We start from the raw sequence: 23,335 nt of genomic DNA, 5'->3' as shown, positions 1-23,335 counted from the left end.
CATGATGACTGCACGTTCTTCTGCCATGGCTGGGTTTCCGGCAGCCGGAATGGGGGCAGCGATGGTCGACAGGATATGGCACGGGGGGGAATGGCAGACGGCACATCCCCTCAAGATCGTTCATGTTGGGGACTTTTTTTTCAGCCTGAAGAAAAAGGCGCCGACCCAGTTCAGTGTGGGGGGGAAGCTCTCCAATGGCCTGATACGGAATGGCCATCACGTCATCAATTTTCCTTACAGGGATGTTGCACGCTCCGGTGGCTGGTTTGGCAGCCGCAAGATGGGCCGCCATCATCTTTTCCGGGCGCTGAAGGAATTCGTGGCGTTCAGTGCGCCTGACATTCTTCTGTTGGGGCATGGGTACATGATTCCCCCTTTCGTCATTGAGGAGCTGCGTCAGCAGCAGCCCGGCATGACAGTGGTGCAGTGGAATGTTGATGCCCTGTTCGTGGAGAGCAATGCCAAAGACTTTGCGGCCCGGCATCAGGTGGTGGATGCCAGTTTCATCTCCACGGCGGGGCCGGTTGTCCGGCAGGTGGTAGGGGAGAAGGGGCATGTTGGGTATCTTCCCAACCCGGTGGATCGCAGTGTTGAACGGGGACAGGCTTTTGCGCTGTCATATCCGGAAGCGGATGTTTTCTATTCCTGCGGGAATCCAGCCCGGTTGCGGACCATCTGTGGACGGGACTGGAATATGGAGGAATTTTGCGAGACGCTGGAGGAGCGCCTGCCCCCGTCGGTGCGTTTTGCCTATGCGGGGGTCCGTCGGCAGCCTTATGTCAGTGGAGCTGCTTATTCCCTTTTGCTGGAGCAGACAGCGATGGGGCTGAATATCAGCCGCAGGGCAGATTATTATCTCTACAGTTCAGACCGTCTTGCACAGATGATCGGCAACGGCCAGCTTGTCTTCATGGAGCGGCAGACAGGTTTCGACCGTATCTTCTCTGATCAGGAGATGGCCTTCTTTAGCAGTCTTGATGAACTGGTGGAGCTTGTCAGCCAGTACCACAAGGCGCCGACCCTTCGTAAGGATGCCGCCCGGGCGGGATGGCAGCGCTATCATGCCCTTTTCAATGAGTGCGCCGTGGCCGATTATATCATCGGCCAGACGCTAGGCACTCTGCCGGAAGAAGCCCATGCGTGGCGTCATTTGACCAACCTGTGAGGGAGAGGATTCCGGTTTCAGGAACTTTGTGTGATCCTGAAATCGGAGAACAGGGCTGTCCATCCGGCCAGCTCTTCTTCTTTTGAGCAGGTGTCCGGTGTTTTTGTGTTGGCGAAGATCATGCGCTGATCGGCGGTGGTAGCATCACCGAAATTGACGAACATGACCTTGAAGTCCAGCGCAGGATAGCGGGCAGCCAAGGCCTCTACCAGAGCTGTGAAATTGGCAGTGGCTGTATGGGCAGGACGATGTTGTCCGCCATAAAGATGACCATCCCGCCAGCTGCGGATGAACAGCACACGCCGGGACTGCCGGCAGAGCGTGTCAATTTCCTGGATCATGCCATGGAAACGGTGCCGTAAAAGAGGCAGCTGCTCATGGAATTTTTCTACGCTGGCCGGTTCTTCTTCCGGCTTGTCCAAACAGTTATGGTAGGTGATCAGCGTGTCCCGGCAGCGCAGGGCCTTGTGATGGCCATAGAGGCAGTTGGTGGAAAGCAGCCCGGCAAAACTGTTCTGGAAGAGTGAGACCAGAGTGTGGAATGGCACAAGAAACTGGTCGAAAAGACCAGGGCCAGGGCGGCCGAAGTATCTGTTGAGGGCCTGATTGACTGTCTCATCCCCACCCAGAGAGATGATGCTGTCAAACTGCAGGCTTTCTCCGCCCGGTTCGGGAGAGGGGCGTGAAAGGGCTGCGGCGATTTCTTCACGGAACTCGAACATCTGCTCGTCGGTCCGCCAAGGGTGGCGGTAGAGCGGTTCATGGCGGATGGCATCATGGATGGCCTGGTTCCTCATGGCCAGCTCATGATTGCCGTGGCTGTGGGAGGGAAGGGTGTTCAACCCGCCTCTCAGATAGAAGAGCTGGCCACGTTCCGGGCTGAGGTGCTGTGCCAGGCCACCATAGCCTGCCCGGAGAAAACGCTGGGTGTGTTCAACATGCTCTTCCCCGTATTTCTCGAACCGGACATCCAGATACCCAACGTGGGACAGGGCCTTTGCGTGATAGCCAACGCAGAAGGCCTGATGCATGGGGGCAATGAAAGGATCCTCTGGCGTGCCGCTGCCGGAGGAAATGTCATTGTCGATCTCTATGGTGATTTCCGGCATGAAATTGATGTGGCCATAGCGTTCAATGGCTTCAATCCAGGGCAGCTCCCAGCCGAAGACGGTAGGGAAGCAGTCATCCTCCAGGATAAGGATCCAGTCGCACCGTTTTTCTTCCTTGAGGTACCAGAGGACACGGTTGCGGTTCCACGAGATGCCCTTGTTGCGCCCGGTGACACAGGGAACATTCAGCTCCTTCAGCATGTCGGGCGTACCATCGGTGGAGCCATCATCCGCAACGACAAATTCGAATGTCGTGCGGGTATGACGGCGGATGCTGGCGATGACCTCCTTCAGGATGTCCTTGCGGTTATAGGTAATGATGCCGATGCCCAGTTTCCCGGCCATGAAATGCCTCGCCAGTCTGTCATTGAGTGAAAGGGAAGATGAAACCTGCTGTACCGGGTACCGGGGCCCTAGGGAAAGGCCCTCAGCACATCCCCGAGCAGCCGCCGGAAATCTTCTGCGTATGGGCCATCCCATCCTGTCCATGGTTTGGGGAAGCCGGAGAAATGCACGGCAAAGGGATTGGCCAGCCCGTCATCGTAAATTTTCTTCCACTCTGCCGGGAGGGTCTCACTGGCCTCGACACAGCCCGGCCCCCAGCAGACATTCCAGTTCTGGTGGATGAAATGGACCTTGCCATAGAAGATGCGGTTGAGGATGTCCTGGTCGCTCATCCAGAACAGAGTGCTGCACAGGTGGCCACATTCCTCCGCCTGCGCCTGGCTGATCTCGGCCATGTTGAAGACAAGAACGCCATTCTGGAAGTAATTGTTCGAGTCCAGCACACCAAGGGCCCCGCAGTGATAGTCCACCAGCGGGGGGCCCCCAGCAATGGCCTGCGGCAGGCGGAAACCGTTGGTCTGGGCCGGGATGAGGAGCAGGTCCCGCGTTGCACCGATCTGCGCCGTGGCGGGGATGCTGTAATAAAGCAGGCTGGGGCAGGCCCGCAGCAGTATGTCATCGCTCAGATAGACAATGCGGGAAAAGTTGGCGAACAGGGTTGGCACAGCAAGGCTGTAGAATGTCGTGCGGTCTGTCGTGTCGAGATAGGCCGGATTGTATGTTTGCATCCATTCGGAGACATCCACGAAGTGGATCTGGGAGCGTCTGCCATCAAAAAGACGCCGGCCTGCTGTCATGGTTTCCTCCGGCAGGCCCTCATGCAGCATGTAGAGGGCAAGCCTCACTCCTGGCAGAAGGTTGTTGATCCCGGAGAGGATGGTAGCATACGCATTGGGTGCACTGTGCTCTGTCAGAGGCAAAGCGACAGGAATGAATTCTGCAGGTGGTGGAAGAACGGTTTGCATAAACAGGCCAGATTATTTAACAGACTCCTGTAGATAATAGGAGCATCCTGAAGGGTAGGCAACATGATGCTGGAAGGGCATGGGGTGGTAAAGGTGGCTTTTCATTATCTGGAGACAGCACATCAGGGTTGGCTGGCTGTCCGGCGCAAGGATCATGGAATCTGCCATGTCCGTTCCGACGAGATGACACGCCGGGATGAGGATGGTGAACCTCTTTATGTTCCCCTGCTGGCGATGACGCTCTCCGACCAGCCAGATTGCGTCTTTCTTGTCATGGGCCCGGAAGGTGGGGAGCCTCCGCTCCTCTGGATCAGGCATTTCTCTTACAGGGGGGCCGTGCTGCCCTTCCGCCGTGTCGATATCGTGGGGCATGAGGGGCGCATAGGACTGCGGAACCTCCTGCGGTCCAGCCTGTGCTGTACAGCCCAGCCCTGGAACAGCCAGGGAGGTGTCAATGAGTTTCTTGGGGACTGCAACCATCTGATGGGCTGGGAGCAGTTCCAGCTGCATGAGGTTGCGGCAACAGAGGAACTGCAACGCTTGGGCGAGGACATGGCTGCCCATTTCAGGATGTTCCCTTCAGCGGATGATCTGGAGCAGCTGATAGACACATATGAGGGGAGCCATCTGGTCTGGCTGCTGGATGCCATGATGCCGGTGGCGGCCTGGTCTGCTGTCCGTGAGGTGGGGCAGAGGCTGCTGGAGCGGCCTTCCCTGCGTGAGGCCCTGCTCCGTCAGGCGGGGAGCAGTCCGTGGAGGGATGGCTGGCAGTGTCTTGCCCGCTGGCTGGAGGACAGGGAGAGTTATCCTGCAGCCGAACGGGGCTGCCCGCTGGGGGATGACGTGCTGACATGGGGGCAGGCGGACGCACCGGCTGGCTTCATCCATGCAACCCTGCATGCGGCCCGGGCCAGCGTGAAGCCACGCAAGCGGGTCTGCATGATGTCCACGATCCGTAATGAAGGCATCTATGTTCTGGAATGGATCGCCTATCATCGGAGCATAGGGGTCGAGCATTTCTTCATTTACAGCAACGACAACAATGATCGCTCGGACCTGCTTCTGAAGGCCCTGCATGATGAGGGGGTCATCACCTTCATCGAGAATCCCGTCCAGCCAGGGATGTCTGCCCAGACGAAGGCTTACGGGCACGGGTTGAACGTGCTGCCGAACATTCTGGATTATGAGTGGTGCTTCATTCTGGATGGAGATGAGTTCATCACGCTGGCACCATCCTACCGGACGGTGGGTGAGTATCTTCAGGGCTTCTCCCGCTGGGAGAGTGATGCCATCGCCCTGAACTGGAAGTTCGTGGCTTCCGAGGTCAACCGGGATGGGCTGGCGGACCTGGTCAGGCCGTTGACACAGCGGAATCGTGACATTGTCTCCCGTGGTGGGATCGGTGAGGGCTGGCGGCTGGTCAAATCTGCCGTGCGGCCCGGTCGGGCCATACAGTCCCGGCCGCATCATCCGGTCTGGCTGCAGGCAGACAGATTCACATACAGGCTGTCAGATGGGTCCATTCACAGTTACCGCAATCCGCCACCCGGCATCGGGGCGGACCCTGCTTTTGCTGACGGCGGTCATTATGAAGATATTTACATCTCCCATTACTACTACAAGTCGATCATTGAATGGGTCTGGAAATATGCCCGGAATAGCGGGCTGGACGGTGCCATGTCCTTCGGTGTGGAGCGGTACGCCGACTATTGGGCCAATGCCTTCATCTGCCAGATGAATGACCCGCATGAGGGGCAGAATGAAAATGTCCTGAACCGTGCTGATGGACTGCTGGAAGAAATGGTGAAGCTGCGGAGCATCACCGCCATTGCACAGGCCGAGAACATCGTGCGCGAAACCTGGCAGGAGCGGCTCCTGGCCCTGCTGGACATGGTGGAGGAAGCTGACGTGGCCTCCCGCCTGAAGGAGGAGTGGCGTTATGTCCTTGATCCTCTGGCGGAGGAGCGGCTCGGCAGCATTCCGCTGCATCAGGTGTAACAGGGAAGGGCCCTCCAGGACTTGGAGGGCCCTTTGTTCATGGGGCGTGCAGGTGGCTGCCTGTCTGGTGCCAGTTACTGCACATGTTCGTGGAATTGCGCTGCACGCAGGTGGCTGCGGTTATAGTCCAGTTCGCTGTGATTCAGCTGAAGGCCGATCTCCATGGAGTAGGGGCTGATCTGCGGATTGTTGCCTGTCGGCACATCAATGAACCGCAGTGGCGTGCTGCTGTGGCTGACAGAGACGGTTGGAGGCAGCTTCACTGTTTCGGTAAAGACTTTTTTGTCCACGATGGCCCCATCCTGAAGGATGGCCACGAAATAGGGAACCGTCACACTGTCGCTGCTGGTGGCAGGGCCACGCTCCAGCTGGAGGTTCAGGCTGACACGAACACGGGTCATGGGCCGTTTCTGTGCATCCTGCGGGCCAGTACGGCAGTCTCCCTGAACACCCAGAATGTGGGTGGAGGTCAGGCGGTGGGCGGCATCAAGCCCTTTTCCATCATAAGTGATGCGGTCCGCCACCTGGCCGGGAACATCGAACCTGGGGCAGGCCGGAGCGAAGGTATGGGTGGTATCCGCCTCCTCGCACCCGCTGAGAAAACCAGCCAGCATGAGGGAGCCGAGGCCCGCTGCAAGGCGGGGAAAGATGCGGGATGAGGGGGAGAATGCAGGCATCGGACTCAGAAAACTCCACAAGAAAATGGCGCAGGACATTGCAGCAGACGGCAATACGGACGATATAGAGGCCCAGAATGGTGGTGCAGGATAGCCCATGACCTTGCATGGAGCACCACCGGACCGTTCAATATCGTATCGTTCATCGCCTGCCTGGGGAAGATTATGTCAGAACAGACGACGCCTGTAACCTCCAACTCTGCCGTCCCCGGAGCAGATTCGGCCACTGGCAAGCCGCCACTGAAGATTCTGCTGGCTGGACCACGCGGTTTCTGTGCCGGGGTGGATCGTGCCATTCGGGTGGTCGAGGAGGCTCTGCGCCGTTATGGGGCACCCGTCTATGTCCGCCATGAGATCGTGCATAATCGCACTGTCGTGGAAGGGCTGGAAGCCAAAGGTGCCATCTTTGTCGAGGAGCTGGATGAGGTGCCAGAGGATGGTCACGTCGTGTTTTCAGCCCACGGCGTGCCCAAATCCGTTCCGGCAGAGGCGCAGCGCCGCAATCTGCTGTACCTGGATGCGACATGCCCGCTTGTCTCCAAAGTGCATCGTGAGGCTGAGCGTCATTTCGCCGGGGGTGGCCCGGAGCAGCGCCATATCCTGATGATCGGTCATGCCGGGCATCCTGAGGTGGTCGGCACCATGGGGCAGCTGCCGCCAGGGGCTGTTACGCTGATCAATGATGCGAAAGAAGCGGCCGAGGTCCAGCCGAAGGACGTGGACCGTCTGGCCTTCATCACGCAGACGACCCTGTCCGTCGATGACACGGCAGAAATCGTGGACATCCTGCGGTCCCGTTTTCCCAACATCGTGGGGCCCCGCCGGGAGGACATCTGCTACGCCACGACAAACCGTCAGATGGCCGTGAAGGAACTGGCTGCGGAGTGTGATCTGGTCATCGTCATCGGCTCACCGAATTCTTCCAACTCGCAGCGTCTGCGGGAGGTGGCCGAGCGGTCTCTGGCCAAGCGGGCCCTGCTGGTGCCAAAGGTTTCCGACATGGACTGGAATGAGCTGGAGGGTGTCAGGACGCTGGGCATGAGTGCCGGTGCGTCCGCTCCGGAGAGCCTTGTGCAGGAAATGATAGAGCAGCTTTCTGCCCGTTATGACGTGACAATCGAGGAGCGTATCGTGAAGGAGGAAAACATCAATTTCCGCCTTCCCCATCCGCTTTCGGATGCGGTCTGATCGCTCATGGCGGTTTATACGGACCTCCAGGAAGGGGACTTGCGGGGCTTCCTGTCACTTTATGACATAGGGGAGCTTCGCTCTTTCACCGGGATTGCGGAAGGAATAGAGAACAGCAATTTTCTGGTGAAAACCACTCAGGGGCGCTTCATCCTGACGCTGTTTGAAAAACGCATGAAACCGGAGGAGCTCCCGTGGTTTCTTGGGCTGATGGCGCACCTGGCGGGAGAGGGGATAGCCTGTCCGCAGCCTGTCGTGGCGAAAGACGGGGTGGCTCTGCGCCAGCTGGCAGGTCGGCCTGCCATTCTGGTCAGTTTTCTGGAGGGGCAGTCTCTGGAGGTGGTAACCCCGCAGGCCTGTGAGCAGGTCGGGCGGAGTCTGGCACGTCTGCATGAAGCCGGGCTGGGTTACAGGGCCGAGAGGGCCAATGCTCTGGCACCGGAAGGTTGGGTTGAGCTGTTTTCCCGGTGTACGGATGGTGGTGATGAGGCGGTGAAAGCCCTGATGGCGGAGGTCCGCACAGCTCTTTCAGCGCTTGTGGCAGCGTGGCCGGAGGCCGGGTCCCTGCCTCGTGGGCAGATTCATGCTGACCTGTTCATGGATAATGTCTTTTTCCAGAATGGTCATCTCTCTGGCATCATTGATTTCTATTTCGCCTGTACGGACTTTCTTGCTTATGACCTGGCCATCTGTCTGAATGCCTGGTGTTTTGAGGACGAACGTCATTACCGGGAGGATAGGGCTGAGGCACTTTTGCGCGGGTATGAACAGGTTCGCCCGCTGAATGCTGCCGAACATCAGGCCCTGCCGATTCTGTGCCAGGGAGCGGCCATGCGGTTTCTGCTTACACGTCTGTATGATTGGGTGCACACGCCAGAGGGGGCTTTGGTAACCAAAAAAGACCCTTGGGCCTATCAGAGACGGCTGCATCATTTCCGGAAGGCAGACCATGTCTGACAGGGCGGAGAAAGGGGACGCAGCTCCCAGCACGCAGGTGGATATCTGGACGGATGGAGGCTGCAAGCCCAATCCTGGGCCAGGTGGCTGGGGTATCCTGTTCCGTTGTCAGGGTCATGAGCGCACCATGAAAGGCGGGGCGGTGGAAACGACCAACAACCGCATGGAGCTTACGGCGGCTGCCGTTGCTCTGGAAACGCTGACACGCCCCTGTGTGGTCAATCTTTACACGGACAGTGAGTATCTGCGGAATGGCATCACCCGGTGGCATACGGGCTGGGTACGGCGCAACTGGCGCAATGCATCGGGAGACCCTGTGGCCAACATGGATTTGTGGCGGCGTATCCTGGAGGCAGCCAAGCGGCATCAGGTGGACTGGCACTGGGTAAAAGGTCATTCCGGGCATGCAGAAAATGATCTGGTCGATCAGCTGGCGACTGAAGGGCGGGAAGAGTTGGAAGCCGGTTCTGCTGCCGGGGATTGACGGTATTCGGAAGATTCTTGCCGAGAAATCTTTTCTGGGGCTTTACCTGCCGGGGGAGATTGGCTAGACAGGCTCCAGCTGATCCCGAATAGCTCAGTTGGTAGAGCAAGCGACTGTTAATCGCTGGGTCGTAGGTTCGAGTCCTACTTCGGGAGCCAGCCTTTCATTCAGGTCCGGGCCGTATGGCTGCGGGCCTTTTCTGTATCCGGAGCGGATACGGGTGAAATTATTTTCTAATTTGCTGAAAAAAGGGGCTTTACCTGCCGGAGGAGATTGGCTAGATAGGCTCCAGCTGATCCCGAATAGCTCAGTTGGTAGAGCAAGCGACTGTTAATCGCTGGGTCGTAGGTTCGAGTCCTACTTCGGGAGCCAGCCTTTCATTCAGGTCCGGGCCGTATGGCTGCGGGCCTTTTTCATGCTTCCCATAAAATAAAACAGCATGTTGTGGTTCTGCCAGTTTCTGTCTTATCGTATGATAAGGGTGTGGAATAATGCATGATTGAAGGGCACGAACAGAGCATGACAGGCACCGTACAGACGCAGGGTTCGCAGAGCATCAATTATGCGACGGTGACATGGGACCAGCTGCATCGGGATGCCCGCCTTCTGGCCACGGAGCTGATGCGCAAATATCGTCCGTTTCGTGGCATTGTGGCCATCACGAGGGGAGGGCTGATTCCAGCGGCCATTCTGGGGCGGGAGCTGGGATGCCGTCTGATCGAGAGCGTGTCTGTCGTCAGTTATGCAGGTGAGGAAGGAACCCAGCAGGAACCAAAGCTGCTGAAAGCCCCGGAAGCCGCAGGTGATGGGGAAGGGTTCCTGATCGTGGATGATCTTGTGGATTCGGGGGTGACGGCCCGTTATGTGCGGGAGATGCTGCCCAAAGCTGTTTTTGCCTGTTTGTATGCCAAGCCGGATGGGCGGCCCTGTACCGATCATTTCGTGACAGAAGTGCCGCAGGATACGTGGGTTCTCTTTCCATGGGACATGGCGCCGCAGTTTGTTGCGCCGCTGAACCGCAGTCACAAGGCGTAATTTTTTGAAAAAACACTTTTTTCATGCAAGAAAGTCCCTTGCCTGTACGGTGAAGTCCCTTTAAGAAGGCATCACGTCGTCGGGGCGTGGCGCAGCCTGGTAGCGCGCCTGTTTTGGGTACAGGAGGCCCCCGGTTCGAGTCCGGGCGCCCCGACCACGTCATGCAGCAAGGCAGGAGCGCCCTTAGCTCAGCTGGATAGAGCAACAGCCTTCTAAGCTGTGGGTCGCTGGTTCGAATCCAGCAGGGCGCACCATTATGCCGCCTTGTAGTGTCGCTCCGTTGCAGAGTAGTCTCCCTGTAAAATATCCGTTGGGCTCATGTAGTTCTGGCCTGTCGCCTGCATGCAGGTGCGGGTGGTGGATGTGCGTTACATAGTAAAATCTGTCCATAATGTGCTTCTGGCTGCCCTGAAGAGGAAGCGGGACGTGATGGCGCGTAAGCATATTGTTATCTGGAGAAGAGATGGAGGTGCGAGGGAAGGTTGAAGCAGGGACGTGGTGGTCTATTATCATTATGTTTTTTTTATTTAGTACATTATTCTTTACTGTTTTTTGTTAACAAATTTCTTTCATGAAAGGGGATGTTTACATTTTTTCTGCCCTGTTATAACTTGCTTCATAACCTGATGTAATGAGGTGTTACCATGAGTGAGAATCGTTTGCAGCGTCTTTGGGTCATGGACTGGTTCGGTCATGTGATCGATCAGCCTTCAGAGGGTGGTCCACTGATCCGCGATTATCTTTCTCCGGGGGCTTATCCGGACACGTTTGTATTGTCTTCTTGGCCGCTGAAAACGCCGGCCCGTGTCATGTTCCGCCATACGTCGAGCGTTGCCCAGAACCTGCCGGATGCCCAGTTTGTGGCTGCAGGTGAGAATCTGGTCGCTCTTGAAGACCAGGATTCCGGCACGTTCTTCTCGATCAATCCGCGCAATAACGATACACACTGGAATTCTCCGGCTGTTTATGACTGGGAGCGCTTCATCCTTCTGACCAAGGAGATGCTGGATGGCTTTGCCGTCCTCCAGGATCGTTCTTATGGTGAGGTGCAGATGAGCGGGCATCCGGTTCCTGCTCTGGTATGGCCTTCCGTTGCTGAGAATATCGGCAATTTCGCCTGGCTGGGTGGGTTTGCATTCTCCATCACGCGCAATCTGGAGAATCTGGCCAAGATTGGTGCGACTGCGCCGGGTAAATCTGTGGATGTGACCCTGGTCAGCCCGCATGGTGATATTGCCAAGCTGTCCATTGTTCGTTCAGAGAAAGAACTGTAAGAAATTTCGTCCCATCCCTCCTGCGAGGGATGGGATTTTTTACGTTAGACAGAACTGTCATTTGCGAGCCAGAGAGTTTCAGGCGAAGAAATTTCAAGTGGATTTGATGCTGTTTTTGGGGAAATGAGTGATGTCCGGGGACGTTTTGCCTTACTCATTTGATAAAGTCTGGTTCATGGACTGTTTCGGGCACGTTTTGTGCTATACGCCGTATCGTAAGGTGCTGGCGCGGGTTCCGTTACAGGGTTCTTTTCTGAGTGGGTTCGTGTCAGGTCCCTGTCCTTTTCCTAATAATTTCATACCGCAGTGGCGTAATATTTTTAACAGCCTAGTTGAGTTGCCTCCGTTCAGGATATGCCCACAGGATGGGGGGCTGGTAGCCTTACATAATGAAAAGACAGGTCACTACCTCAGCATAAATCCGTCGAACAACAAGACCGCTTTTTCTCCGGTTATCGCCGACTGGGAGCTGTTCTGCCCTCTTCAGTACGATGTTTATGTGGGGCTGCTCGTTGTTACGGACCCCGGCATGGCCGAGATTTTCTGTGAAAATGACGAACGGGAGGTTTCGGGGCTTTATTTTCTGGGGCCGGGTGACAATAAGCCGTTTGTTGCCAGTTTTGATAGAAAACGCATTGGTTTTCTGGAGAACCTTTCTACATTTGCGAGAATAGGTCGCCTGAAAAAGGGAGAGACTGCAAAGTTTCTTTTCAGGGGATTTATATCCGGGAAAGAGTACACCATGCGCATCACGCGCCTTAAAGAGATAGCGTTCTGAGGGGCATCATGTTTGTTTCCCGCTACAATACTTATCTGGCCGTTATCGATCGTGAGATCGTACAGAAATTTTTATGCACCTATTACGAGGATGATGCCCCACCGGCTGCAACAGAAGACGATATTGAGGCTGCGGGGTTTGAGGTTCATCGGCAGGTTGTTACGCGCGTTGGATTTTACAGGAAGGGGCAGGGCTACCTTTCTGCCAGACCGGATCTGTCCAACGGGTACAGCAATGTCATGCAGGATCGTGAGACGTTTCGCCTGATTGATCCTTCAATCCTACCACCTCCTGTGCCGGAAATGCCAGAAGAAGCCCACATTGCTCACAAAATCCACCAGATTGGCATTTTCCCCAAAGAACCGGGCGTCTATCCGGAAGCATTCATAGAGAACAGAAATAACATTGTCGCCCTGAATCAGAATTATACATTCTATTTCTGGTCGGAAGGTGGCTATTATGACATCGAGGAATTCATACAGAAGCACTATGGTGAGGAAATACTGAAATATTACAGGGCTATAAGTCCTGATTATCTGGCTGCCAGAGCTGACTTTTTCCGCTACCTGTGCCTGTACGCCATCGGTGGCGTGTATCTCGATCTAAAAACCGCCATGTCATATCCTTTGGATTTGGTCGTGAGGCCGGAAGACCGGTTTCTGCTGTCATTCTGGTGCCATGGTGCCCGTCCGCATACGGAAATCGAGCACATCCCGTATGGCGAGTACGAACAGTATTACATCATCTGTGCCGCGGGTCATCCGCTGATGCGCCGTATCATACAGCAGGTCCTGTGCAGTATTGCCCTCTACAAACGTCCCATTCATGGGACAGGGGCTTATGGCATCCTGCGGGTTACAGGGCCTCTGCTTTATTCAATGATCGTGCATGAATACCGTGACCGCTATGAAGATATTGTGAGGCAGATTCACAGTTTCTCCAACGGGATCGAATATACCATCTTTGATGATAACATGGCCCATCATGAACATGTGGGGAAGGATACGCATTACAGCCGGAGGGAGTCGAACATCATCAACTCCGAGATGCTGATCTGATCCCTGTGTGACGATGTGATGTAGAGGAGATGGTGCCCGTGACGATGATTCAACCTGTGGGCCGTATTTCCAGAGGCCTGCGGATGCTGCTGGCCGGGATTGGCCTTTCTCTTTTATTTTGCGGTGGCGTGACGGGCGCCAGAGCCGATGATTACTCCCTGTCATCTCAGGACAGCATTTTCTTGAGTGATCTGGAGCATCGAACCTTCAACTGGTTCTGGGAGACGGCCAATCCCAGGAATGGTCTGGTGCCGGACCGTGCTCCCCTGCCACATGGGGCTGCCAGTATTGCCAGTGTAGGATTTGGTCTGACAGCTTATGGTATCGGGGTGGAACGGGGTTATATCACACGGCAGCAGGCCGTGGAGCGGACCCTCCTGACCTTGCGGTTTCTGGTGGCGTTGCCACAGGGTGATGAGGCCAAGGGTACGGCAGGAACCCACGGCTTCTTCTATCATTTTCTGGACCCGGAGACGGGGCTGCGGGTGGCAGACTGGTCGGAGCTATCCAGCATAGATACGGCACTGCTGATGGGCGGTGTTCTGTTTGCACAGTCCTATTATGACAGGTCCGACAGGCAGGAAGCTGAAATCCGGACACTGGCCGAGACATTATACGGTCGGGTGGACTGGCAGTGGATGACCGGTGGCAAAAGCCCTTGGCTGAGCATGGGGTGGATGCCGCCGGGTCATTTCCTGTCTTCACAGTGGACAGGATATAATGAAGGGCTGATGCTGTACCTGCTGGCTCTTGGGTCTCCGACACATGCCCTGCCTGCTGAAACATGGGACCGCTGGACGGAAACTCACAAGGGGCAGCAGGGGAGTTTTTATGGGCGTGACCTGCTCAATTTTGCTCCCCTGTTCGGGCATCAGTATAGTGAATGTTGGGTAGATTTCCGCAATATTCTGGATAAGGCAAGTCGGCAGCGTGGTTATAACTACTTCCAGAACAGCCAGAGAGCGGTCTACGCACAGCGAGAGTATGCCCGCCAGAATCCGGGACATTGGAAGGATTATGGTTCAGACATCTGGGGGTTGACGGCTTCGGATGGACCGGGGGATGCCTACAGGGATGTTGATGGTCAGCGGCGTCATTTTCTGGCGTACAGCGCCCGTGGGGCCGGACGGGATTATGTGTTGGATGACGGCACGATTGCGCCTACGGCAGCAGGTGGGTCTGTAGCTTTTGCGCCAGAAATTGCCTTGCCGGCACTTCAGGCCATGAAGGCCCGATACGGCAGTCGGGTTTATAACCAGTACGGTTTTCTTGATGCATTCAATCCCAGTTTTTCTGATGGGAAGGACGGTTTCTGGGTTGATGGTCAGCAGCTCGGGATTGACCAGGGGCCCATCCTGCTGATGACCGAAAACCTTCGTAGCGGGCTGGTCTGGAATGTCATGAAGAAGAACCCGTTCCTGCAAAGGGGACTTCAGCAGGCAGGATTTGAAAAACGTTAGTCCGCCCTGTCAGACGAGTTTTATGGACTCTTCCAGCAGGGAGGAGGCTGATAGTGGCCTGATCCCTGCTGAGGCCTGCTGTATGATGAAGGTTTCAAATCCAGCCCGTACAGCATGACGGGCTGAGGCCAGAACGCAGACATCCAGCGCCACGCCGCACAGAAAAACCCGTGTGACGCCAAGGCCGTTCAGCAGGTCTGTCAGGCCAGTGCTGCGTCCGCTATCGTCATGAAAAGCAGAGTTTGAGTCCGCATCGGTTGCTGTTCCTTTGCGGATGATATGGGTAATGCGTCGCTGGTCCAGCCCCCCTACCAGAGCAGCGCCGTCTGTCCCGGCAATGCAATGGGCAGGCCATGGGCCGTTCTGCTCTTTGAAGGAACAATGGCCCATGGGGTGCCAATCCTGGGAAGCGACGACGGCCCTGAAATTCAGATGGCTGAGGCCATTGATGGCGTGCAGAAGGTCATGCCCGCCGGGAACGGGGAGGGCGCCGCCGGGCATGAAGTCATTCTGCATGTCGATGATCAGCAGTGCATCTTGGGCGCTTATGCCATGAGGCAGCAGGATGTGGCTGTTCATGCTTTGCCAGAGGGTTTCATACGGGTGACCAGAAGCTGGTTGATGCGGAAACGTTCGACATCCACCACCTCAAAACGGAAACCGGCCACCTCGACACGGTCTGCCTTGCGGGCCATACGGCGCAGACGATGGGTGATGAAACCGGCAATGGTGTCAAATTCGGAATTGTCATGGAAGAGGGGGATATCCAGCTCCCGGATAACATCCAGAATGGGAGCGGCTCCGTCGATGAGCCATGAATCAGCATCACGGCGGACGATGGCCTGCTCTTCAAAAGGATTGGCCAGTCCATCCATCAGGGCACCCATGATGTCTTTGTACGTGATCAGTCCGACAACCAGCCCATATTCATTGAAGATGAGTGCAAAACCGGCGCCATGCGTATCAAATTGGGCCAGTGTCTCCCACAGGTTCAGCGTATCGGGCAGGGAGAGGACATCCCGGCGCATGTTGAATATCTGTTTGGGAGGGGCCTTCTGCGGGTCGGTCAGTGTGGTGGGTTCATCAACAACAGCGACCAACACATCTTCCGCACGGATGGAGCCGACAACCCTGTCCAGCGATCCATCGCAGAACGGGTAACGGGAATAGGGGCGGACCCGCACCTTGTCACGCTGGCTCTCCAGACTTTCATTGACATCCAGATAAACGATTTCGTCCCGAGGTGTCATTGCAGATGTCACGGAACGGTTTTGCAGGGCCATGACATTCTGGATCATCTGATGTTCCTGCTCCAGAAGAACGCCGGAGGCCGTGCCTGCGGCAAGAATGGCCCGGAGATCTTCTGGCGTGACGGCCTCTACCGTGGCCGTGGCCGGGATGCGCAGCAACCTCAGGATCAGGTCGGCAATATGGGAGAAAAGCCATACGGCTGGATAGAGGAGCTTGAGGATGAGGGCAGGGAACCAGCCTACGGCCAGAGCAATCCTGTCCGGTGCGTTCATGGCCGTGCGCTTTGGCAGAAGGTCAGCAAAGAGAACGAACAGCCCGGTGACAAGGATGAAGGAGCTGAAAGAGCCGACCTTGTCTGCCAGAGGCGCCGACAGGCCCAGATGGTGCAGGCCCTCGGCGAAAGGTTCACTCAGCAGGGCATCTCCCACCACACCGCCCAGAATACCGACGGCATTGAGGCAGATCTGTATGGCTGTCATGACCTGCCCGCTATTGCGTCGGAGGCGCAGAAAAGCGCGGGCCCTTTTGTCGCCTTCTTCAGCCAGGGCACGCATGCGGGTTTCCCGTGCTGCGGCGAATGAGATTTCAGACAGGGAGATGAGAATGGAGACACCGATGAGTACGACCGTAACGAGGAGGCCGACAATCAGCATGATGAAGGGATGATGACTGGATGATGTGGTGGGCATGCGTTCTCTCTATGGCCACCCCGCCAGGGCCAAGGCGGCAATTATCGGCGGCATGATAATGCAGTTGGGGCAGGTTTCAATTGCTTTGTGTGAGGAGGATGGAAAATAAATTTATCATGCCGGGTTAGTAACGTTCAAAAATCCTGTCTTTTCTGCAGGGGGCAGACCAATTTGAGGAAGCATCTTGGAAATTATTACGAAACCCTTTATAAGATCGAAGGTTTGATTCAATGAGGTTGTGATGAGTACCTTTCCAATAGTTGTTTCATTTGACAAAAAATATTTGATACCGGCTCTTGTCACAATCAAGTCCATACTTGACCATTGCTCAGATACCAGCAGGATCGAGTTTTTTGTTTTATATCGGAATCTCGATACGACACTCATACGGCTCACAGAACAGGTTGTTGCCTCTTTTGGAAGCGTCATATCATTCATTGACTGTTCGTCTTTCATGGAAAGTCTGAATTTTGCCAATAATGAAAATCGGCCACTGGAGACTTATGTTCCTTTATTCATCCCGACGATTTTCAAGGGATATGAGAAGGTTCTGAGCATTGATGTTGACATGCTGGTGCGGGATGATGTGTTGAAAATCATCAACGAGATCCCTCAGAATAAAAAATTGGGAGGGGTTCGCTGTCTGATCCGTAATCATAGAAAATATGAAGATTTTGGAGATTTCAATAAATTCAGCCGTAACATGCTGGGAATAAACAACCCTTATTTTTATGTGAATAGCGGTCTCATTCTTTTCAATATGGACGCCATAACAGATGCAGATGCAGCTTACTGCATAGAGTGCATCAAGAAGAAATGGCTTTTTTATGATGAGTCAATACTCAATCATGTCTTTAAAGATTCTCTTCATCATTTCAGCCAGAGCTGGAACCTGTATGCAGAATATCTTCATACAAATTATCTTGAGTTTGAATATAGTATGCAGGAGCAGGTGAAGAAGGCGCAGGAGGATGCGTCAATTATCCATTATGTCGCTGATACCAAGCCCTGGGATCATCCGGCTCCTGACACGACTGATAAATATAGGCTGGAATATCGTGCCCTGGTGGCGGCGGTGAAGGATGAAATCAGGAATATCTTGCCCAGGACCATCTGTGGCGTCATGTGGAACAGGGTCGACAGAGCCTGACGGATGAATCCGGGGCTTATGTGAAGGGGAAAATTGGGGCGGTCCGGTCCGCAGGTATCTGTCAGTGTCCCGCCCCTCAGGGGTGGCGGGACACGGTTTTATTCAGGGCTGGCAGCCCAGCGTATCCATGTATTCTTTCATCCGTTCTACTTTCTCTTCTGAAGAGAAGCCCCAGAAATGAATGAGGCCAAGGCGCCTGTCATGCGTGGGGCCCTGATAGGCGGTGAATGACGTCAGGGCATTGGAATTGACCCCGTTCGTCTTGATGGCCAGATAGTTATAGGCCTCCTGGTCGGCCCAGCCATTGAATGAGCGCCCGAATTTGAAGACCAGATTGGTAACCAGATGGCGGATCTCATTGATGAAACGGCGGATTGTATCACTTTCCGTATTGGGGAAAAGGATTGTTCCCCCGTTGATGCCTGGTGTGAAGCGCCCCGGAATATCATCCATCGAGAACAGGGAGGATCCCACTGGAATGTGGGATTGTATCGGATGGAACTCTTCAGCCGGCGAACATATCTTGCCGCTTGAAAGACCACGGATCAGCAGGGGTTCCAGAGGATTGTCTATGATGATGTCCGGGTCCAGATACAGGAGCGGCTGATAACCTGCAAAAGTTTCCTTGTCCGTTATTTCGTATTTGGAGCAGACAAAGGAAAGGAAGTCCTGTGGGTACAGGTTGTGAATGATGAGGTTATCCGTATACTCTTTTTTCCCTTCAAAAAGATTGTCTATGTAGGCTTGGTCCTTGTCTGTCATGAGGATGATCGGCCCGGTGAATTTCCCCATTTTCCGCAGTGAGACAACGCACATCTTGCATTGCTGCATGACGGATTCTTTATTGTAAGCCGTGATATAGACGGCAGGATTGTAGAAATAGAGCGTTTCACGCTTCCATCCGTCAAAATAGAGCGTGATGTTGTATTTGTTCCAGTATCTGAAAAGCTGATACCGCATGTCGACATCAAAATGGTTGATCTTCAGTTTGAAGACGTCAACGGCTTCGATGTCTTTCCCATCAATGATTGTCTGTGTTTTGGGAATGACCCACCTGTTGGTGAGGAGGTGCCTCAGTATGTCAATTTCTCTCTGCGAAAGCAGCAGGAAGCCTTCCCAGAAGGAGGGATGTTCCCTGGAAAAAGAAAGTGTATGACAGTCAAAGCACAGGAAAAGCCCGTTCTTGTCCCGCAGGTTCCAGACACGGACGTCAGAATTGAAGGTTATTTCGATATCATCGACATGATAGGGGGCAATCTCTTCGCCCTGTGGGATGAATGTATAATTTGCGCCGATATCATCTTCGTGAAGTTCAAGAGCGAAAGCGTCGGTAGGGAAGTGGTCCTCCAGTTTGGAGCAATAAAGGGCTTTACTTGTGGCATCCTGTCGAACGATCTGGAAATCCCATGTTAGAAAATACCTTTTTTCACCCACTGTGTTAACCTCCGGAAACTCTTGGCGAAATTCCGTATAGAAGGGACCTGTAGGAAAGTCTATCCATTTGATGTTATTTTAAATAAGTATTAGGCATAAATCATAAATAAGAAAATAACTTTTTCTTGAGTAAATAAAATACAAGAAATTGTCATGTAAGGCATTTTTCGCAATTTGATGAAAATGAAATAGATTTATAATAAAATAATTAATAGTTTAATAAAAATTTTAACTTTTTTCACTTCATATTTCACCATTGTGGCAGGCTTTATTTTTATTGTACTTTGCAAGCCTGCCACTTGATGTCTGCTTCAGTCTGTCTCGGCCAGCCCGACCATGCCGCGCCACCCCATTTCATCAAGCGTGCGAATGTTCAGCTCGTGGGCTTTTTTGGCTTTGGAGCCAGCTTTTTCTCCCAGTACGACCAGTGTCGTGCGACGGGAGACGCTGTCTGTCACCTGTGCGCCCAGACGTTCGGCAATGGCCTTGGCTTCGGCTCGGGACATGGTGGTGAGAGACCCCGTGAACACCATGACCTGACCAGCCAGAGGCGCTGGACCCTCGTCATCAGCATCAGGACCGGTCTCCTCGCTGATGGTCAGGGAGGGGGTGAGATCATCCAGCGCAGCCCGGTTATGTTCCTCATCAAAGAAGGCGGCAACTTCTTCAGCAATGGCAGGGCCGATGCCCATGATGGCACTCAGGACGGTCCGTTCTTCGCTTTCGGGCCTGATGGCTGCCAGCATCGCCGTATGCCAGACGGGAAAGCTCTGGTAGTGGCGGGCCAGAAGCTGGGCATTGCGCTCGCCAATGCGCCGGATGCCGAGCGCGTAGATGAAGCGGGGGAGGCTGATGGTCCGGCGGTCCTCAATGGCCTGAAGCAGGTTGTCGACCGACTGTGCCCCCCAGCCTTCCAGTTTCTGGAGGCGGTCCCGATGCTCGTGCAGGCGGAAAATGTCTCCCGGCCGCTGGACAAGCCCGAGGTCATGAAAACTGCGGATGCTGCGCTCTCCCAGCCCGTCAATGTCAAACGCTTTGCGGGAGACGAAATGGATGAGCCTTTCGACCGTCTGGGCCGGGCAGGTCAGGCCCCCGGAGCAGCGGCGGACCGCTTCATCGCCGATGCGTTCGGCATGGGCGTGGCAGACGGGGCAGTGATCGGGAAAATGGAAGGGGGCGGCCCGGTCCTGCCGGTCTGCATCCACGACGCCCAGTACCTGCGGGATGACATCCCCGGCCCGCTGGATGCGCACGAGGTCGCCGGGGCGGACATCCAGACGGCGGATTTCATCTTCATTATGCAGGGTGGCCCGGGATACGATGACACCGCCGACATTGATGGGTTCCAGATGCGCCACGGGGGTGAGGGCACCAGTCCGCCCCACCTGAATTTCAATCTCATTCAGTCGGGTGATGGCCTGTTCCGCCGGGAACTTCCATGCAATGGCCCAACGAGGGGCACGGCCTACAAAACCAAGGCGTGTCTGAAGGTCTATGGCGTCAATCTTGAAGACGATGCCATCAATGTCATAATCAAGGTCAGGCCGTTCCCTGGCCAGGGTCTCCACATAGGCAGGCACGTCACTGGCATGGTTTATGGCCCGGGAGAGTGGATTGACAGTGAATCCCCATGTTTTCAGCTGGTCCAGCCAGTCCGAATGGGTCTTGACGGTTATGCCGGTATTGTAACCCAGCCCGTAGGCGAACAGCCCCAGAGGGCGGCGGGCTGTGACAGAGGCGTCCAGCTGGCGGAGCGACCCGGCTGCGGCATTGCGTGGATTGGCAAAGGGCTTTTCGCCCCGCTCTTCCTGCTGTCTGTTGAGAGCCAGGAAGTCGGCCCGGCTCATGAAGATTTCGCCCCGGATTTCCAGCAGGTCAGGAAAAGGAGCAGGCAGGGTCTGGGGAATGGAGCTGATGGTCCGCACGTTGGCGGTGACATCCTCACCCGTCGTGCCATCGCCCCGGGTCGTGGCAACCGTCAGCTGGCCTTTTTCGTAGGTCAGGCTGATGGAAAGGCCGTCAATCTTGGGTTCGGCCACAAATTTCAGCCCGTCCGTCTGGGCCTCGTCAAGCCCGAGAAACCGGCCGATCCGGCTGACGAACTGGCTGAACTCCTCCTCGCTGAAGACGTTGTCCAGCGAGAGCATGGGGGCACGGTGCTTCACCTTGCCAAAGGCCGGATTGGGAGCAGCTCCGACCTGTGAGGAGACACCATCCCTGCGCTTCAGTTCCGGATGGCGGGCCTCCAGCATGACCAGCTCCAGCCGGGCATTGTCATACTCGGCATCGGAGACTTCGGGGTTGTCCTGTCCATGATAGGCCTCGTTCCAGCGGGCGATCTTTTCTTCCAGTTCGGCATGACGCTGGGCGGGGGTGGGGGTTCCGGTCATTTTTCTGCAGGTCCAAGAAGGCTGTCTGCCGCAGCACGGGCGGCATCGGTTACGGTGTCGCCAGCGAGCATGCGGGCCAGCTCCTCACGGCGTTCCTCATCTGTCAGCGGGGTGGCACTGGTCTGTGTCTGGTTGTTGACGACCTGCTTGGCAATGCGGAGCTGATGGTCTCCATAGGCCGCCACCTGCGGGCTGTGGGTGATGGCCAGCACCTGGACATCCCGTGCCACACGGTTCAGGCGTTCGCCAATGGCCGAGGCCGTGGCTCCGCCGACACCGGAATCCACTTCGTCGAAGACCAGCGTCGTGAGGGAGGAGCGGCCCGCCAGCACGACCTTGAGGGCCAGCATGAGGCGGGAGAGTTCCCCGCCGGATGCCACCTTGCCGAGCGGTCCCGGTGGCTGGCCGGGATTGGCGGCGATGAGGAAGGCCACTTGTTCCATGCCATGGCGGTTCCACTGCTCGGCAGGCAGAGGGGCCAGCTCGACGATGAAACGTGCCCGCTCCAGCTTGAGGGGGACCAGCTCGGCCATGACCCGTTTCTCGATCTGACGGGCGGCCTTGCTGCGGGCCGCACCCAGCTCCTGCGCAGCGGCTTCATAGGCGGCCCGGCTCTCACGGACCTGATCTTCCAGCCGGGCCAGGGCCTCTGCGCTGGAATCAATGCTGGCCAGCCGCTGGTTCAGCGTCTCGAGGAAGGAGGGCAGTTCACTGACGCTGATCTTGTGCTTGCGGGCTTCGGCCCTCAGGGTGAAAAGCCGTTCTTCCGTCTCTTCCAGCAGGCGGAAATCTACCGTGGTATCGACGGCCAGACGGGAGAGCAGGGTTTCGGCCTCGGCCAGATATTCCTCGGCCTTTTCCAGGGCCGTAAGGGCTTCCTGTGCCTGTTCCTGCTGGGCGGAGGGTGTTTCCTGCTCCTCGCTCTGTGCCCGGTCCAGTGGGGAGGGAAGCAGCCGGGAAAGGGCACGGTTGGCCGAACGGAGGGCATTGGCCGGTGTGGACGTCCGGCGGTCCCGGGGGGTCAGTTCGGCAAGGGCGGCAGCAACGGCCTCGCCCCGGCGTTCATCCTGCTGGAGCCGGACCCGCAGGGCGGCAAGCTCGTCCTCCTCGCCTTCTCGGGGAGCAAGGGCAGTAAGGTCTTCCGTGATCTGCCGCAGCCAGTCTTCTTCCTTGCTGGCCTCTTCAACATCCTTCCGGGCCTTGTTCAGGCTGCGCAGGGCGTTCTGCCAGTCATCCCAGCAGCGGGCGACCTGCTGGCGGAGCTGCTGTGGCACACCAAAAGCATCCAGAAGGGTCTGGTGGGCACTCTGGTTTGCCAGTCCCATCTGCTCATGCTGGCCCTGTATCTCCACGAGCAGCGAGGCCACTTCCCGCAGGACACTGATGCCGATGGGCTGGTCGCAGATATAGGCACGGGAGCGCCCCTCTTTCGTGACGATCCGCCGCAATACCAGAGGTTCGCCTTCTTCGATGGAGGCGATGTCCTTGTTGTGAAGCAGGCCATAGACGGGATGCCCCTTGTGCAGCTCGAAAACGGCCGTCACGCTGCTCTGGGTCGCTCCAGCACGGATGATGCGGCTGCTGGTCCGCTCCCCCAGGGCGAGGCCGAGACTGTCCAGCAGGATGGACTTGCCAGCCCCGGTTTCTCCCGTCAGGGCTGTCAGACCACCATGGAAGGGGAGGTCCAGTTTTTCTATCAGAACGACATCACGGATGGAGAGATGTGTCAGCATGGGTGCAGCCTCCAGAACCGGCAGAAGCAGTCGGATTGGGCTTCTGTTGTGGTTTGCAGAAAATGCGGTGTCCGATAGTCAGAAAGAAACAGGCCCAGTGCAAGAGGCTGCACGGGCCGGACAAGGGCAAACGATGTGAAGTCGGAAGATTCCGGCTCCACATGCTGCTTTTCAGTAATGGTTACGGCATGCAGG

The 23,335-nt window shown here is 55.9% G+C and carries 19 protein-coding genes and 4 tRNA genes; 15 read left to right on the top strand and 8 right to left on the bottom strand.

The window, feature by feature from the left end:
• The first annotated feature begins 1 nt into the window (after position 1).
• Positions 2-1,165 carry a glycosyltransferase gene (locus ASO19_RS00310; RefSeq protein ID WP_166651600.1) on the top strand — a complete coding sequence of 388 codons (1,164 nt, stop codon included), beginning with the start codon at positions 2-4 and terminating at the stop codon, positions 1,163-1,165.
• A gap of 17 nt (positions 1,166-1,182) precedes the next feature.
• Here the strand turns inward: ASO19_RS00310 and ASO19_RS00305 are convergent, their stop codons facing one another.
• Together ASO19_RS00305 and ASO19_RS00300 are read right to left on the bottom strand one after the other, a co-directional pair.
• Positions 1,183-2,619, bottom strand: coding sequence for a glycosyltransferase family 2 protein (locus ASO19_RS00305; RefSeq protein WP_181005168.1), 1,437 nt, complete (start codon positions 2,617-2,619; stop codon positions 1,183-1,185).
• Positions 2,620-2,687: 68 nt separating this feature from the next.
• On the bottom strand, positions 2,688-3,584 hold the full coding sequence (locus tag ASO19_RS00300; RefSeq protein WP_086431487.1) for a glycosyltransferase family 8 protein: 897 nt from the start codon (positions 3,582-3,584) through the stop codon (positions 2,688-2,690).
• A 63-nt stretch (positions 3,585-3,647) separates the two neighbouring features.
• Between ASO19_RS00300 and ASO19_RS00295 the strand changes: the two genes are divergently transcribed.
• A complete protein-coding gene (locus tag ASO19_RS00295; RefSeq protein WP_103765158.1) occupies positions 3,648-5,582 on the top strand; it encodes a glycosyltransferase family 2 protein in 1,935 nt (644 codons plus the stop codon).
• Positions 5,583-5,656: 74 nt separating this feature from the next.
• Here ASO19_RS00295 and ASO19_RS00290 read toward each other — a convergent pair whose 3' ends face one another.
• Complete coding sequence (locus tag ASO19_RS00290) at positions 5,657-6,259, bottom strand: hypothetical protein (RefSeq protein ID WP_043559806.1); 603 nt, start codon at positions 6,257-6,259, stop codon at positions 5,657-5,659.
• Positions 6,260-6,424: 165 nt separating this feature from the next.
• Between ASO19_RS00290 and ispH the strand changes: the two genes are divergently transcribed.
• The 12 genes from ispH (at position 6,425) to ASO19_RS00230 (ending at position 14,493) form a co-directional block, all read left to right on the top strand.
• Positions 6,425-7,447, top strand: coding sequence for a 4-hydroxy-3-methylbut-2-enyl diphosphate reductase (gene ispH / locus ASO19_RS00285; protein ID WP_043559807.1), 1,023 nt, complete (start codon positions 6,425-6,427; stop codon positions 7,445-7,447).
• 6 nt (positions 7,448-7,453) lie between these two features.
• Complete coding sequence (locus tag ASO19_RS00280) at positions 7,454-8,404, top strand: homoserine kinase (protein ID WP_103765157.1); 951 nt, start codon at positions 7,454-7,456, stop codon at positions 8,402-8,404.
• On the top strand, positions 8,397-8,888 hold the full coding sequence (rnhA, locus tag ASO19_RS00275; protein ID WP_103765156.1) for a ribonuclease HI: 492 nt from the start codon (positions 8,397-8,399) through the stop codon (positions 8,886-8,888). The genes ASO19_RS00280 and rnhA overlap by 8 nt, the downstream gene beginning before the upstream one ends.
• 82 nt (positions 8,889-8,970) lie before the next feature.
• Positions 8,971-9,046, top strand: a tRNA-Asn gene (locus tag ASO19_RS00270).
• Between the two features lie 138 nt (positions 9,047-9,184).
• A tRNA-Asn gene (locus tag ASO19_RS00265) sits at positions 9,185-9,260 on the top strand.
• Positions 9,261-9,407: 147 nt separating this feature from the next.
• On the top strand, positions 9,408-9,923 hold the full coding sequence (gene gpt / locus ASO19_RS00260; protein WP_043561051.1) for a xanthine phosphoribosyltransferase: 516 nt from the start codon (positions 9,408-9,410) through the stop codon (positions 9,921-9,923).
• Between the two features lie 80 nt (positions 9,924-10,003).
• A tRNA-Pro gene (locus ASO19_RS00255) sits at positions 10,004-10,080 on the top strand.
• 20 nt (positions 10,081-10,100) lie between these two features.
• Positions 10,101-10,177 (top strand) — tRNA-Arg (locus ASO19_RS00250).
• Between the two features lie 390 nt (positions 10,178-10,567).
• Complete coding sequence (locus tag ASO19_RS00245; RefSeq protein WP_043559812.1) at positions 10,568-11,197, top strand: hypothetical protein; 630 nt, start codon at positions 10,568-10,570, stop codon at positions 11,195-11,197.
• Positions 11,198-11,327: 130 nt separating this feature from the next.
• On the top strand, positions 11,328-11,975 hold the full coding sequence (locus ASO19_RS00240; protein ID WP_103765155.1) for a hypothetical protein: 648 nt from the start codon (positions 11,328-11,330) through the stop codon (positions 11,973-11,975).
• A gap of 8 nt (positions 11,976-11,983) precedes the next feature.
• Positions 11,984-13,033 (top strand): glycosyltransferase family 32 protein, encoded by a 1,050-nt coding sequence (locus tag ASO19_RS00235; RefSeq protein ID WP_052349026.1) that lies wholly within the window; start codon positions 11,984-11,986, stop codon positions 13,031-13,033.
• A gap of 44 nt (positions 13,034-13,077) precedes the next feature.
• Positions 13,078-14,493: a glucoamylase family protein gene (locus ASO19_RS00230; RefSeq protein WP_258036082.1), complete on the top strand. Its 1,416-nt coding sequence runs from the start codon at positions 13,078-13,080 to the stop codon at positions 14,491-14,493.
• A 9-nt stretch (positions 14,494-14,502) separates the two neighbouring features.
• Here the strand turns inward: ASO19_RS00230 and ASO19_RS00225 are convergent, their stop codons facing one another.
• Entirely contained in the window at positions 14,503-15,072 is a 570-nt protein-coding gene (locus ASO19_RS00225) for an isochorismatase family protein (RefSeq protein WP_081563259.1), read from the bottom strand.
• Entirely contained in the window at positions 15,069-16,433 is a 1,365-nt protein-coding gene (locus ASO19_RS00220; protein WP_043559816.1) for a hemolysin family protein, read from the bottom strand. The genes ASO19_RS00225 and ASO19_RS00220 overlap by 4 nt, the downstream gene beginning before the upstream one ends.
• Before the next feature lie 241 nt (positions 16,434-16,674).
• Here ASO19_RS00220 and ASO19_RS00215 point away from each other — a divergent pair, with 241 nt between their 5' ends.
• Complete coding sequence (locus ASO19_RS00215) at positions 16,675-17,583, top strand: glycosyltransferase family 8 protein (protein ID WP_086431481.1); 909 nt, start codon at positions 16,675-16,677, stop codon at positions 17,581-17,583.
• A gap of 102 nt (positions 17,584-17,685) precedes the next feature.
• Here ASO19_RS00215 and ASO19_RS09175 read toward each other — a convergent pair whose 3' ends face one another.
• The 3 genes from ASO19_RS09175 to recN form a co-directional block, all read right to left on the bottom strand.
• On the bottom strand, positions 17,686-19,017 hold the full coding sequence (locus tag ASO19_RS09175; protein WP_103765154.1) for a glycosyltransferase family protein: 1,332 nt from the start codon (positions 19,015-19,017) through the stop codon (positions 17,686-17,688).
• Positions 19,018-19,328: 311 nt separating this feature from the next.
• Positions 19,329-21,407 (bottom strand): NAD-dependent DNA ligase LigA, encoded by a 2,079-nt coding sequence (ligA, locus tag ASO19_RS00205; RefSeq protein ID WP_103765153.1) that lies wholly within the window; start codon positions 21,405-21,407, stop codon positions 19,329-19,331.
• The gene (gene recN / locus ASO19_RS00200) at positions 21,404-23,140 is read right to left on the bottom strand and encodes a DNA repair protein RecN (protein WP_043559825.1); all 1,737 of its coding nucleotides are present in this window, start codon (positions 23,138-23,140) and stop codon (positions 21,404-21,406) included. Before recN ends, ligA begins: the two co-directional genes overlap by 4 nt.
• Between the last annotated feature and the right edge of the window lie 195 nt (positions 23,141-23,335).

The organism is Parasaccharibacter apium (assembly GCF_002917995.1).
Taxonomy (GTDB): domain Bacteria; phylum Pseudomonadota; class Alphaproteobacteria; order Acetobacterales; family Acetobacteraceae; genus Bombella; species Bombella apis.
This window is presented reverse-complemented; position numbering and strand designations above follow the sequence as displayed.